Origin of the sequence: Vibrio hepatarius (assembly GCF_001274785.1) — a bacterium.
Classification (GTDB): domain Bacteria; phylum Pseudomonadota; class Gammaproteobacteria; order Enterobacterales; family Vibrionaceae; genus Vibrio; species Vibrio hepatarius.
In genome coordinates this window covers 172,018-185,698 of the sequence record NZ_LHPI01000008.1, presented here as the reverse complement: position 1 = coordinate 185,698, position 13,681 = coordinate 172,018, and the positions used below count along the sequence as shown (strand labels likewise).

The following is a 13,681-nucleotide window of genomic DNA, read 5'->3' as shown; positions in this document are numbered from 1 at the left end:
CTCCCTTTGCTTCGCTGTCTTCCAGACAGAACTACCAACATCAAAAGGGTTGGTATGTATGACTAACTATGCTTTCAAATTGTTAAATTCTGCATAAGAATGCAAAAAATACTTTGTTATAGTTTTACAATAATCGACAAATTCATTTTCATCGACTTCACAACGTATAGCTTATTATGAAAAAGGTCAAGTTTTTGGTGGATAATCACGTAAGTATCGGATTTACCACGTAATACCCTAGAAAACTTTTTATATATCAGCGAGATAGATTTTTTATTGTTACATTTTTGCAACAAATGGATGTTGGGACAATAAAAAAGACCAGCACATTGTGCTGGTCAAATAAAAAAGTTTGGAAGGAATGATTACTTATGTTGATTCAGCCAGAACCATTCAAGGTTTGCTGGTTCTGGCTGAGATCGTGTTAAGCCGAAAGCATTAAAGAATCTGCTTTGGCCTCTAGGTTAGTGTTACCCATTAAGTACTGATCGACAGCGCGAGCACACTCACGGCCTTCATTGATACAACGCACGACCAAAGATTGACCAGTACGCATATCGCCAGCGGCAAACACGCCTGCTTGGTTGGTTTGGAAGTCTTGAGTGGCAACGTTGCCGCGCTCATCCAAAGCAATATCCAATTGTGCCAGTACACCAGTTGGCTCTGGGTGTAGGAAGCCCATTGCAAGGAAAGCCATGTCACATGGGATCACGCGCTCACTGCCTTCCACTTCTTTGAAGTTTGGACGCTCGCCAGGCTTCGCCTCTTCCCAAACGATATCCGCAATACGCAGGCCAGTCACTTCGCCTTTGTCATTACCGATAAACTCTTTGGTTAGGATGTTCCAATGACGATCGACCCCTTCTTCATGAGACGTCGAGGTACGCAGGATCATCGGGTATTGCGGCCAAGGCATATTGGCTGGACGCTTCTCTGGTGGGATCGGCATGATCTCTACCTGTGTGACACTCGCCGCACCGTGGCGATTTGATGTACCGACACAGTCAGAGCCTGTATCACCACCACCGATGACGACAACATGTTTGCCCGCTGCGTGAATTTCTTCACCTTTCAGATCCATGTTGTTTGCGCGGCGGTTGTTCTGAGCAAGGAATTGCATCGCAAAATAAACGCCATTCAGCTCACGACCAGGGACTGGTAGGTCGCGAGGTACGGTTGAACCACCGGTCAGCAACACAACATCGAACTCTTGACGCAGTTGTTGTGCGTTCACGTCAACACCGATGTGCTGGTTTACTTTGAATTCAACGCCTGCTTCCGCCATTAGGTTAATTTTGCGGTCGATAACTTCCATACTCAATTTGAAATCAGGAATACCGAAACGTAGTAGACCACCGACTTTTTCGTCACGCTCAAATACGGTTACGTGGTGTCCCGCGCTGTTTAGCTGCTCTGCCGCTGCTAGGCCAGCAGGGCCACTACCGATAATCGCGACGGTTTTACCCGTACGAGTGCGTGGCGTTTTTGGCTTCGCGTAACCTTCACGGTAAGCGGTCTCAACGATGGTTTTCTCGATATTACAAATCGTGATTGGGTCTTGGTTGATGCCCAAAACACACGCGCTTTCACACGGAGCAGGGCACACGCGACCAGTAAACTCAGGGAAGTTGTTGGTGGTACTCAGAATGTTCCACGCTTCTTCCCAGCTATCGCGGTACACAGCATCGTTAAACTCTGGAATGATGTTGCCGATTGGACAGCCGTTATGACAAAACGGCACGCCACAATCCATACAACGCGAAGCTTGTGTATTGATCTTGTCACCAAACTCTTCGTTAAGAACGAACTCTTTGTTGTTCTTAATACGTTCAGCAGGGTCGATCTTTTGTGGTAATTCACGACCGTGCTCTAAAAATCCAGTAGGCTTACCCATTACACTGCCTCCGCTTCTTGTTGTTGTGCTGCTTCTGCCTTGCGTTTTTGAAGCACTGCTTTGTAGTCACGTGGCATGACTTTCACCAAGCTTTGCAAGCTCTCTTCAAAGTTAGCAAGGAACGATTGAGCAACTTCACTTCCTGTGAATTCGACATGCTTGGTCAGCATATCAAGTAGTAGTTCTTTGTCTTCCTGTTCGATTGGGTCTAGGTCAACCAACTCGGCGTTTAGCTTGGATTCAAAATCACCCGACTTATCCCAAACGTATGCGACACCGCCACTCATACCCGCGGCGAAGTTACGCCCGGTTGAGCCAAGGATCACAGCCACACCGCCAGTCATGTATTCACAGCCGTGGTCACCGATACCTTCAACAACAACCTTCGCACCAGAGTTACGAACACAGAAACGCTCACCCGCCATACCACGGATGTATGACTCACCTGAAGTCGCGCCGTAGAAACACACGTTACCAACCACGATGTTGTCTTCTGCGACGATGCTTGAATTTGAATCTGGGTACAGCACTAAGGTGCCGCCTGACAGGCCTTTACCCCAGTAATCGTTCGCATCGCCTTCGACTTCAAACTTGACGCCTTTCGCTAGGAAAGCACCGAAAGATTGACCAGCAGATCCGGTGAACTTGACGTTCATTGGCTTAGGTAGACCTTGGTCTTTGTACACTTTCGAAATTTCGTTCGATAGCATAGTACCTGCAGAGCGGTCAGTGTTGATGATCGGGAACGCTGCGTTGACTGCTTCACCTTTCTCAAGTGCTGGAATCGCCGCTTGAATCAACTGGCGGTCTAGTACTTGTTCTAGGTTGTGGTTTTGTTGAGTCTGGTTGTACACACCGTCTAGCTCGCGAGCTTGCTCAACGTGTAGAACTGGAGTCAGGTCAAGGTTCTTGTATTTCCAGTGGCTGATGTCTTGGCGAACTTTCAGTTTCTGACCCTGACCAACCATTTCGTCGATAGTGCGGAAACCCAGCTCAGCCATGATTTCACGCAGGCCTTCAGCCATGTATTGGAAGAAGGTCACGACGTCTTCTACGCGGCCATCAAAACGCTCACGTAATGTCTTGTTTTGGGTTGCGATACCAACTGGGCAGGTGTTCTTATGACACTTACGCATCATGATACAACCTTCAACCACTAAGGCTGCGGTTGCGACGCCCCATTCTTCCGCACCTAATAGTGTTGCAACGGCTAAGTCGCGCGGAGTCTTCATCTGACCATCAGCTTGAACCACGATACGGTTACGTAGACCGTTCTTGAGTAGCGTTTGGTGAGTTTCTGCCAGACCCAGCTCCCACGGAAGACCAGTATGGCGGATTGAAGACATTGGCGATGCACCTGTACCGCCGTCGAAACCTGCGATAAGCACTACATCTGCTTTTGCTTTTGCTACGCCCGATGCGATAGTTCCGACACCCGCTTCGGATACCAGTTTCACGTTAACGCGGCCTGCGCGGTTAGCGTTCTTCAAATCGTAGATCAGCTGAGCCAAATCTTCGATTGAGTAGATATCGTGGTGTGGTGGTGGAGAAATAAGACCGACACCCGGAGTCGAGTGACGCGTTGCACCGATCCAGTCATCCACTTTATCACCCGGTAGCTGACCGCCTTCACCTGGTTTCGCGCCTTGAGCCATCTTAATTTGTAGCTCGTCAGCGTTGGTTAGGTAGTAAGAGGTAACGCCAAAACGACCTGAAGCTACCTGTTTAATCGCTGAGCGTTCCCAATCGCCGTTTTCTTTACGTTCGAAACGCATTGGGTCTTCGCCACCTTCACCTGAGTTCGACTTCGCGCCTAAGCGGTTCATCGCCACAGCTAGGGTAGAGTGCGCTTCGTATGAGATAGAACCGAATGACATTGCGCCAGTCGCAAAACGTTTAACGATGCTCTCGATTGGTTCGACTTCAGACAACGGAACACTACCCGCTGGATTTTTCACAAACTCAAGCTGGCTACGTAGTGTGACTGCTTTGTCTCCTTGCTTATCTACTGCATCAGCGTATTGCTTAAACTGAGAGTAATCTTTGTTGCGAGTCGATTGTTGTAGCAGAGAAATCGTTTCTGGGTTGAACAAGTGACGTTCGCCACGTTGTTTCCACTGATAAACACCGCCCACATCAAGAATCTGTACTGGGATTTCACGTGTTGGGTAACCCACACGGTGACGGATTAACACTTCTTTGGCGATGTCGTCTAGCGTTAGACCTTGGATACGCGAAACCGTACCGGTGAAGTATTTCTCAACCACAGATTTGCTGATACCCAATGCTTCAAAGATCTGCGCACCGTGGTAAGACTGGAGTGTAGAGATGCCCATCTTCGAGAAGATCTTCAACAGACCGCCGTTGATCGCTTTGCGGTAGTTGTTGAATAGATCACGAGGGTCGGCGTCTGAATCCAGTTTTTTCTTGCGCTGTAGGTCGATGATGGTTTCGATCACCATGTACGGGTTAACTGCGTTTGCACCGTAGCCAACGAGCGTTGCGAAGTGGTGGGTTTCACGCGCATCACCGGTTTCCACCACGATGCCACATTTCGCACGTAGACCTTTACGGATCAAGTGGTGGTGAACCGCGCCAACAGCCAGCATGGCTGGAATCGCTGCATGGTTTGAGTTCACGGCACGGTCGGTCAATACGATGATTGAGTAGCCGTCAACCACTGCATCTTCTGCGTATTGGCAAATACGTTTTAGAGCGCGCTCGAGTTTGCCTTCGTCTTCGCTCGCTTGGAATACGATATCAAGCGTTTTCGCTTGTAAGTGCTCGTTATCGATGGCACGCAGTTTCTCTAGCTCAGAGTTTGAGATGACTGGTGATTCCAACTCTACCTTACGACAGTGAATTGGTGATTCTGCTAGCAGGTTCTGATCTTTACCGATGTAAGTGTTCAGTGACATGACCATGCGCTCGCGAATCGGGTCGATCGGCGGGTTGGTTACCTGAGCAAATAGCTGCTTAAAGTAGTTTGAAAGGTGTTGAGATTGGTGTGAAAGCACTGCCAACGGCCAGTCTGCACCCATCGCGGATAAAGGCTCTTTACCTTCGTTGGCCATCGGTACGATGATCTCGTTAACTTCTTCAGACGTGATACCAAACGCTTGCTGGCGGTGAAGCACACGCTCTGGGTTTGGCTGGCTGTGCACGCTGTCTGCGGCAGGCAGCTTATTCAGGCTGAGTAGGTTTTCTTCCACCCATTTTTCGTATGGTTGAGCCGTCGCGATGCTGTCTTTCACTTCTTCATCAGAGATGATTCGACCTTGCTCTAGGTCAGCGACGAAGATACGACCTGGCTGCAGACGACCACGGAATTCAACGTTTTCTGGTGCAATTTCAACAACACCTGACTCTGACGCCATTACTAGGAAATCGTCTTTGGTCACTGTGTAGCGTGAAGGGCGCAGGCCGTTACGGTCAAGTGTTGCACCAACTTGAACACCATCGGTGAAACAAACAGAAGCCGGGCCATCCCATGGTTCCATGATGTTCGCGTGGTATTGGTAGAACGCGCGACGTTTTGGATCCATGTTCTTATTTTCTTGCCATGCTTCAGGAATCATCATCATCAATGCATGTGGCAGTGTACGGCCAGAAAGAACAAGTAGTTCTAGCGCCATATCGAAGTTCGATGAATCTGAGCTGCCTTCCTGACAAATTGGCAACAACATATCGATCTCTGCTTGAGTAAACAGATCCGATTGAATGATCGCTTCGCGTGCTTTCATCCAGTTCAAGTTACCGCGCACGGTGTTGATCTCACCGTTGTGGGCAATGTAACGGAAAGGCTGCGCCAAACGCCATTTAGGGAATGTATTGGTAGAGAAACGAGAGTGTACAAGAGCGAGCGCTGTCACCATCGTCGGGTTTTGTAAGTCTAGGAAGTATTGCGGTACTTGCTCTGTGGTTAGCTGGCCTTTGTAAACCAGCGTCTTGTAAGACATTGAGTTGATGTAAAAGTCATCGCCAATGTTAGACACGCTTTCTAGACAAACACGTACCGTGTAGTTACGTAGTACGTATAGCTTACGCTCGAGTTCTTCAGGTGTTGTGCTTGGACCACCAGAGACAAATACGTGCTCAAACTGAGGTTCAGTGCTTAACGGGTCAGCACCGATCATTGAATTGTCTGTTGGCAGTACACGGTAACCGAGTACTTCTAGGTCAAGACGTTTTGCGTTGCGTTCTAGAATGTCACGGCATTGCGCGCGTTTGTGTTCGTCTTTCGGGAACAACACCACGCCGACACCGTATTTTTCGAAAGAAGGCAGTTTAATACCAAGTTTAACCGCTTCTTCCAAAAGAAATTCGTGAGGTTTTTGTAGCAAGATACCTGCGCCGTCACCACTACATGGGTCACAGCCTTGACCGCCGCGGTGTTCCATACGCGCTAGCATGTCGAGTGCTTGGGTTACTACTTCGTGAGATTTACGGTTTTTTAGGTGAGCAACAAAACCGATACCACAAGCGTCGTGCTCCAGCTCAGGAGTATAAAGACCTTGGGCTTTTTGCTCTCTATCTACCATAGATACATCCTTCCAGTTCAGTAGGCGTGAAAGTGCGAGTCGAAACTGACTTTACGACCTGTCCTTTATTTTTATGATTCGAAGCCTTCCTAGGTTGGAGGCTTTGAGTCCATTCCGCTTCTCGCAGGAAAAATATTGCGAGATAAACAATCCTTGGTGATATCCGTTTTTTAAGTATCACTATCCAGTGATTTATATAGGTGGGAGGGGAATATCACCGAAGTTTTAGTTATTGATTGTGTAATAAAAAACACAAAAATTACTAAAAACTGAAAGTATCCTACAATTTTGTCCACTTCTAATGCAATCAAAAATCGTCTTGTCGCCCACTTTTTTGGGGTTATTATTTTGATAATATGTTTAACTTTTGCGTAACATTTGCCTTATTAGCCAGTTTTATGAATGTTTATTGACTTCGCTTAACTCTTGTCCTGTTTGAAATCGCTAAATTTCACCCTCGAATATTTTCAGAATTGTAATTTAATTACATTAATCGCAATGATATTCATTCTCGTCTTATTTAGGGTTATATATGCAGTTACATGAGTTGGTTAATACCATCGGACAGGATCTACAACGACGTTATGGCGAAAAGGTACACAAGCTCACGCTACACGGTGGATTCAGTTGCCCTAACCGAGATGGCACGATAGGCCGAGGAGGGTGCACCTTCTGCAACGTAGCGTCGTTTGCTGACGAACAGGCTCAAATCAAAAGTATTGAATCACAACTCAAAGATCGTGCGGGCGAAGTGAGCCGAGCGAAAAAGTATTTGGCTTATTTTCAGGCGTATACCAGTACTTATGCCGAAGTACAGGTATTGAAAAGTATGTATGAACAAGCGTTGCAAGCGGCGGATATTGTTGGGTTATGTGTTGGGACTCGTCCAGATTGTGTCCCCGACGCGGTGCTGGAATTGTTGTCTGAATACGTAAACCAAGGCTACGAGATTTGGCTCGAACTTGGCTTGCAAACCGCCAATAATCAAACTCTTAAACGCATTAACCGTGGCCACGATTTTGAGTGCTACGCTGAAATTACCCAGCGGGCGCGGGCTTTGGGAATCAAAGTTTGTACTCATCTTATTGTCGGCTTACCGAGAGAGCGACGTGAAGATAATATCGAGACAATGCGCCGGGTACTGGAAGTAGGGACTGACGGCATTAAACTGCATGGTTTGCATATTGTTGAAGGCAGTACGATGGCAAAAGCGTGGAAAGCGGGCAAACTTCAAGCGCCTGAACTAGAAGAATATGTCTCCATTGCCAGTGAGCTGATCCGCATGACGCCGCCTCATGTAGTATTCCACCGCGTTTCTTCAGCGGCGAGAAGACCGACGTTGCTTGCGCCACTGTGGTGTGAAAACCGTTGGCTTGCGATGACCGAAATTGGTCGCGCGTTGAATCAAGACGGTGCGCAAGGCTCGCTGATCGGTCAGCCTTATAGTTACGTTAAACCAGAGCTCAAGCCAAACTCATAACTTCATTTCCGCATTTCAAAGTAATAGAAAGTAGTGAGCGTCACTGCTTTTTACTCTCAACCCTTCTTGCGTCACACATCAGGCATTTAGCCCTTTGACGGCACAGTATTCTTTTAGCCGTTGCGGGGTAAAACGGGTAAAATTGAACTAACCGCTTAAAACGATACGTGAACTTTGTCGCTTGATATTAGAATGGTGACAGAAACCTTTAGGCCGCATTTATGAATTCTCATTGCTTAAAGAGTCGAACCCGTTCATGTGACGTTTTGCCTGATTTACCTGCACGGAGCGCTGAATGAAGCCAATAAAAAATCTCGCCCAATATTATGTAGACCTTCTCGTTAAGCTCGGCATCTTACGTTTTTCCATCTTGCTTGCGTTGGCTTTAGTTGCGTTGGCGGTAGTGGTGCAAGTCGGTGTGACTTTAGTGCTGACTGGTCACGTTGATGACATCGACATCGTTCGCTCGGTGTTCTTTGGTCTGCTTATTACGCCTTGGGCGGTGTACTTCTTATCTGTGGTTGTTGACCAACTGGAAGAGTCTCGCCAACGTCTCTCTAAACTGGTTTCGAAACTCAAAGATATGCGTTCCCGTGACCAAGAACTCAACCAAAAGCTGCAGCAGAATATTGCTAAGTTAAATCAAGAAATTGAAGAACGGATTAAAGCCGAGGAAGCGCGTGAAGAAGCGATGAAAGACCTAGAAAACGAGGTGTATCAACGTGAGCGAACGCAGGTGGAATTGGCAGAGCGAACTGCACTGTTGCGTTCGTTTATCGATGCCTCACCTGACTTGATCTATTACCGCAATGCGGACGGCGTATTCTCTGGCTGTAACCGTGCAATGGAAGAGCTGACTGGTAAAAAAGAGAACCAATTGGTTGGTTTGACACCATGGGATGTCTACAGCAAAGAAGTAGCGCAGCAGATCGTCGATACCGACCAGAAAGTGTTTGCTGACAATCAGGCGATCACTTATGAACAATGGCTTGAGTACCCAGACGGGCATCGCAACTACTTTGAACTGCGTAAAGTACCGTTTTACAGCAAAGATGGTCGCCACCTTGGCTTGGTTGGTTTTGGTCGAGACATCACCGAGCGTAAACGCCATGAAGAGTCACTAGAGAAAGCCAGCCGCGATAAAACCACATTTATATCGACCATCAGTCACGAGCTGCGTACGCCGCTCAATGGGATTGTTGGCTTAAGTCGCATGCTACTCGATACTCAATTAAATGAAGAGCAGCGTCATCACATGCAGACCATCAATGTCAGCGCGATCACGCTTGGTAATATCTTTAACGACATCATCGATATGGACAAGTTTGATCGTCGTAAGCTTGAGCTATACCCATCGACGCTTAACTTTGAGCAGTTTGTCGCTGAGATGGAGAGTATCTCTGCACTGATGGCGTCGCAAAAAGGACTGCGTTTTGATTTAGAGCGTTTGAGTGACCTACCTTCAGCGATTGAAGTCGATGCGACTCGACTACGCCAAGTACTGTGGAATCTCGTCAGCAACGCGATGAAGTTTACCAAAGAAGGCGGTGTTGTAATGACGGTCAGCGCTGAGGTGCAAGACGGTTACGCTGACATCACCATGGAAGTCGAAGACAGCGGCATCGGCATTCCAGAGTCCGAACTGGATAAGATTTTCGCCATGTACTACCAGGTTAAATCGGGCAAAGACAACCTCCACGCGGTGGGCACCGGTATCGGCTTGGCAGTTTCTAAGCAGTTAATCAACATGATGGATGGCGATATCAGCGTAACCAGTGAAGAAGGTTTTGGCAGTACCTTTACGGTTTCTATCCACGTCCCATTGGCTGAGGAAGAGGAGCCGCAAGCAGTAGCGCCCGAGCAGCAGCAAGAACTCAATATCTTTATGGTCGAAGATATCGAACTTAACATCACAGTCGCCCGTTCGTTGCTAGAAAGTATGGGTCACGAAGTGAGTGTCGCCATGACGGGGGAAGAGGCGTTGGAGATGTTTGATCCAGAGATTTACGATCTGGTGTTCCTCGACATTCAACTGCCTGACATGACCGGGTTCGACGTCGCGGAGTATTTCCGTAAAACCTACAAAGACCTTCCTCCGCTGGTGGCGTTAACGGCGAATGTACTGAAGAACAAATCGGAATACCTTGAAAAAGGGATGGACGATGCGATCAGCAAACCGCTGTCAGTCAAAGACGTGCAAGACGTGATCGCGAAATTTACTCAACGTGAGCAAGTTACGCTTGAACAAGTGGTGACGCCAGAACCAGAACAGGTTGACGATAGCGATCAGGTTACCCGTCTGCTGGATCTCGATATGCTTGAATCTTATGTTGATATTGTCGGCTCACAACCTGTGTTAGACAGCATTACCATGTTTGAAGATATGATGCCTGATTACATCGAAGTGCTTGACTCCAATATGACCGCGAAGCATCAAGATGGCATAGTTTCAGAAGCGCATAAGATCAAAGGTGCGGCGGGTTCAATTGGTCTTAAGCGGATTCAGAGCGTTGCACAAAAAGCGCAATCTCCAGATCTTCCTGCTTGGTGGGAGAACATCGACGATTGGGTGGAAGAAATCAAAAACGAGTACCAACATGATATTCAGGTGCTCAAACAATGGTTGGCGAAGAAGTGAAGAAAATGAACAAAGTAGCGGCGTGGGTGTTAAGCGGAGCATTGCTTGGTGGCTGCACCAGTCAATCTATTACTTGGCAAGAAACAAATCAGGTCGAGTTTGCTCAGTCGACGGTTGAGTTGCAAAGCCACCTATGGCTCAACATGATGCCTACGATCGGTGAAGTGCAAGACAGTACGCTTCATGGCGCTCTGTATTTGGAGTCAGATACGATCCTGCCTGCGGAACTGAATGTCGAGCGTGTGTCGATTAGACAAGGTGATCAGAGTTGGGATATTGAAGGTGATTTACTTGAACTGAGAACCCACAATCAGAATAAATGGGAAGTGGCGTTTATCTGGGAGTTGCAGCTTGACCCAGAACAGACGGTGGATGTCGCGCTTGAACTCAATGTTGACCAGCAAGTTGAATGGTTGGTTGAAAAGAGCGTTAAAATTCAAAAGGTTTACTAGCGGCGGTAAACTCAAACTCTCGACAATAAAAAAGGCTTGCCATATGACAAGCCTTTTTAGTGTGTTGCGTTTACTTATTTCGCCGACTTCAGACCTGAGTCGATGTCTAAGATGTCTTGCTCACTCAGTGTACCAACCGCTTGACGCAGTTGCAGTACGCTTAGGATGTAATCGTAACGCGCGTTAGACAGGCTCTTGTTCGCATCGTATAGACGGCGAGTCGAGTCCAATACGTCAACGATAGTACGCGTACCCACATCAAAACCTGCTTCAGTTGCTTCAAGCGCTGATTTTGCTGAAACCACTGTTTGCTCGTACGCGCGTAGTGCGCCGATAGAAGCAGAGATATTGTTGTTAAATGCGCGAACGTCACGAACGACACTACGGTAAGAGGCTTCTAGATCTTGGCTAGCCGCAACGTAGTTGTATTCCGCTTGTTTGGTTAGCGAGGTTGTATTACCACCAGTGTATAGTGGCACCGCTAAGTTAACACCCACACTGAAATCAGACGCGTCATAAGTGGCAGTGTTGTCGTTGCTTTCGTCAGTGTAGTTGTAACCACCATCCAAAGTTAGGGATGGCAGGTGACCAGAACTTGCAAGAGAAATTTGGTCTTTCGCTACATCTTGAGCGATACGAGCTGACAACAAGTTAAGGTTTTTTTGTTGCGCTTCTTCAATCAGTTGGTTGATCGGCGTTGATGGTTTGCTCGCAGAGAAACGACGAGTATCCAAAACGTCTAGATCTGAATGTTCTTGGCCAGTAATTTCACGTAGACCTTCGTAGCTGTTGTTCAGGTCATTGCGCGCTAGTACTTCATCGGCCAGTACCGCATCGTACTGCGCTTGTGCATCGTGTACGTCAGTGATCGCTGATAGGCCCACTTCAAAGCGTTGTTTTGTTTGCTCTAGCTGACGGCCAACCGCCGCTTTCTCTGCTTGAACGAAAACTAAGTTATCTTGAGCGCGAAGTACTTCGAAGTACGCTTGTGATACGCGTAAGATCAGTGCTTGTTGAATCGCAGCGTAAGACGCATCTGATTGACGTGCACTTTTCTCTGCTACGTCTAGCGTTACCCAGCTTGAACGTTGGTAAAGTTCTTGAGAGAAGTTAATACCAGCAGTAAATTTGTCACTATCACGAGTATCTTCGTCACTGCGGTTGATGTTGTAACCAGCATTTAGCGTAATTTGAGGCAGCAATGTTGAGCGGCTAGAGGTCACTGCTTCAAATGCAGCATCACGCTGCGCAGCTGCGCTTAGTAATGTTGGATCATTTTCTTTCGCTTGATTGTAAATGTCTGCCAATGTATCAGCGTAAGCAGTAGCGCTTAGACTGCCTAACGCGGCACTAACAAATAGTGGAAGCAGTTTCTTCATAGGTATTTTTTCCTGCCAAATATAAAAATGGTGACTATTCCAGAGTTTAACTCAAAGTGATGTTAATTCATGCAAAACTTTGCAACTTTTTACACTTAACTGCCCGAGTGTGCAATAAAATAATTAATCAATTTAACTCAGATTATAAAAATTATATAAAAAGTTGAGCCATGTCCTTGGAACAACCGCTTTTGTCTGAGTAAACTATAAGATTCACTCAGCGAGGTGCCAAATGCAACATCCTGACCAACAACAACGCGAGTTTACGCCTGAAGATGTTGAAGTTCTCTCAAAAGAGACACTCTTCAAAGGGTTCTTTAGTATGGTGAAGTACCGTTTCAGACATAAATTGTTTGAAGGAGGCTGGAGCCAAACTATCGAACGAGAAATGTTCGAGCGCGGCCATGCGGCTGCCATGCTTCCTTATGACCCTGAGACTGATCAAGTGGTCATTATTGAGCAGATTCGAGTTGGTGCACTTGAGCACGAGCATCCGTGGCAGTTGGAAATTGTCGCTGGAATTATCGACCGCGACGAGTCTGCCGAGCAAGTGGTCCGTCGTGAAGCCGTTGAAGAAGCAGGCATTGAGGTGTCGTTACTTGAAAAGGTGACTTCTTATTACCCTTCTTCAGGCGGCTGTTCAGAAATGCTCGACGTGTACGTAGGTAAAGTGGATGCGTCAACCGCACAGGGTGTTCATGGTTTAGACTATGAAGGTGAAGATATTCGAGTCCATGTGGTTAGCCGAGAACAGGCTTACCAATGGGTTGTGAACGGTAAGTTTGAAAATGGAGCGTCGATCATTGCTCTACAATGGTTGCAGCTCAACTATCAGCGTTTAAGAAGCGAATGGCAAAAGTAGCAGAAAGAAAACCGTATCATGTTGATTTAGCTGAACTGATGCGAACGTACGAAACCAATTATGCAAAATTGAACGCTCTCATTCCGAATAATGCGAGCGTCGGAGACGTACGTTGCTACCAAGCTGCGAGTATGACTTACCAAATTCAAGTGGGCGAAGTCACAAAGTACACAACTTTGGTCGATATCTGTCAAAGCGATGACGTTCCGGTATTTCCATTGCCAAAAATGTCTGTCAGGCTCTACCACGATGCTCGCGTAGCAGAGGTCTGTGAATGCGCTCACTTGAAACGCATTAACGCGCGTTACGACTACCCGAATGACAAGATGGTTCAACAAGATGAAAAAGCACAACTGAACCGTTTTTTGGGCGATTGGTTAACGTTTTGTTTACGGCATGGTATCAGCCGAACGCCGATCAATATTTAGGTTTGTA

8 protein-coding genes are annotated in these 13,681 nt (G+C 47.2%); 5 read left to right on the top strand and 3 right to left on the bottom strand.

What is annotated here, in order from left to right; translation table 11 throughout:
- Positions 1-424: 424 nt before the first annotated feature.
- Positions 425-1,894, bottom strand: a complete 1,470-nt coding sequence (locus AKJ31_RS10275; protein WP_053409002.1) for a glutamate synthase subunit beta — start codon at positions 1,892-1,894, stop codon at positions 425-427.
- Positions 1,894-6,435, bottom strand: coding sequence for a glutamate synthase large subunit (gene gltB / locus AKJ31_RS10270; RefSeq protein ID WP_053409001.1), 4,542 nt, complete (start codon positions 6,433-6,435; stop codon positions 1,894-1,896). Before gltB ends, AKJ31_RS10275 begins: the two co-directional genes overlap by 1 nt.
- A 532-nt stretch (positions 6,436-6,967) precedes the next feature.
- Between gltB and mnmL the strand changes: the two genes are divergently transcribed.
- The 3 genes from mnmL to AKJ31_RS10255 all read left to right on the top strand — a co-directional run bounded on the left by mnmL (position 6,968) and on the right by AKJ31_RS10255 (position 11,005).
- Entirely contained in the window at positions 6,968-7,915 is a 948-nt protein-coding gene (gene mnmL / locus AKJ31_RS10265) for a tRNA modification radical SAM protein MnmL/YtqA (RefSeq protein WP_053409000.1), read from the top strand.
- A 295-nt stretch (positions 7,916-8,210) separates the two neighbouring features.
- Positions 8,211-10,553, top strand: a complete 2,343-nt coding sequence (gene arcB, locus AKJ31_RS10260) for an aerobic respiration two-component sensor histidine kinase ArcB (RefSeq protein ID WP_053408999.1) — start codon at positions 8,211-8,213, stop codon at positions 10,551-10,553.
- A gap of 5 nt (positions 10,554-10,558) precedes the next feature.
- Positions 10,559-11,005, top strand: a complete 447-nt coding sequence (locus AKJ31_RS10255) for a hypothetical protein (RefSeq protein WP_053409100.1) — start codon at positions 10,559-10,561, stop codon at positions 11,003-11,005.
- Positions 11,006-11,079: 74 nt separating this feature from the next.
- On the opposite strand, the gene tolC is transcribed toward AKJ31_RS10255, so the two are convergent.
- Complete coding sequence (gene tolC, locus AKJ31_RS10250; RefSeq protein ID WP_053408998.1) at positions 11,080-12,384, bottom strand: outer membrane channel protein TolC; 1,305 nt, start codon at positions 12,382-12,384, stop codon at positions 11,080-11,082.
- 232 nt (positions 12,385-12,616) lie between these two features.
- Between tolC and nudF the strand changes: the two genes are divergently transcribed.
- Together nudF and AKJ31_RS10240 are read left to right on the top strand one after the other, a co-directional pair.
- Positions 12,617-13,246: an ADP-ribose diphosphatase gene (gene nudF / locus AKJ31_RS10245; RefSeq protein ID WP_053408997.1), complete on the top strand. Its 630-nt coding sequence runs from the start codon at positions 12,617-12,619 to the stop codon at positions 13,244-13,246.
- Positions 13,234-13,674, top strand: a complete 441-nt coding sequence (locus AKJ31_RS10240) for a DUF1249 family protein (RefSeq protein ID WP_053408996.1) — start codon at positions 13,234-13,236, stop codon at positions 13,672-13,674. Before nudF ends, AKJ31_RS10240 begins: the two co-directional genes overlap by 13 nt.
- Positions 13,675-13,681: the final 7 nt, after the last annotated feature.

What these genes read in the sequence shown, in the direction of transcription:
- AKJ31_RS10275 (WP_053409002.1), bottom strand. Translation starts at nt 1,894, where the DNA reads ATGGGTAAGCCTACTGGATTTTTAGAGCACGGTCGTGAATTACCACAA.
- gltB (WP_053409001.1), bottom strand. Translation starts at nt 6,435, where the DNA reads ATGGTAGATAGAGAGCAAAAAGCCCAAGGTCTTTATACTCCTGAGCTG.
- mnmL (WP_053409000.1), top strand. Translation starts at nt 6,968, where the DNA reads ATGCAGTTACATGAGTTGGTTAATACCATCGGACAGGATCTACAACGA.
- arcB (WP_053408999.1), top strand. Translation starts at nt 8,211, where the DNA reads ATGAAGCCAATAAAAAATCTCGCCCAATATTATGTAGACCTTCTCGTT.
- AKJ31_RS10255 (WP_053409100.1), top strand. Translation starts at nt 10,559, where the DNA reads ATGAACAAAGTAGCGGCGTGGGTGTTAAGCGGAGCATTGCTTGGTGGC.
- tolC (WP_053408998.1), bottom strand. Translation starts at nt 12,384, where the DNA reads ATGAAGAAACTGCTTCCACTATTTGTTAGTGCCGCGTTAGGCAGTCTA.
- nudF (WP_053408997.1), top strand. Translation starts at nt 12,617, where the DNA reads ATGCAACATCCTGACCAACAACAACGCGAGTTTACGCCTGAAGATGTT.
- AKJ31_RS10240 (WP_053408996.1), top strand. Translation starts at nt 13,234, where the DNA reads ATGGCAAAAGTAGCAGAAAGAAAACCGTATCATGTTGATTTAGCTGAA.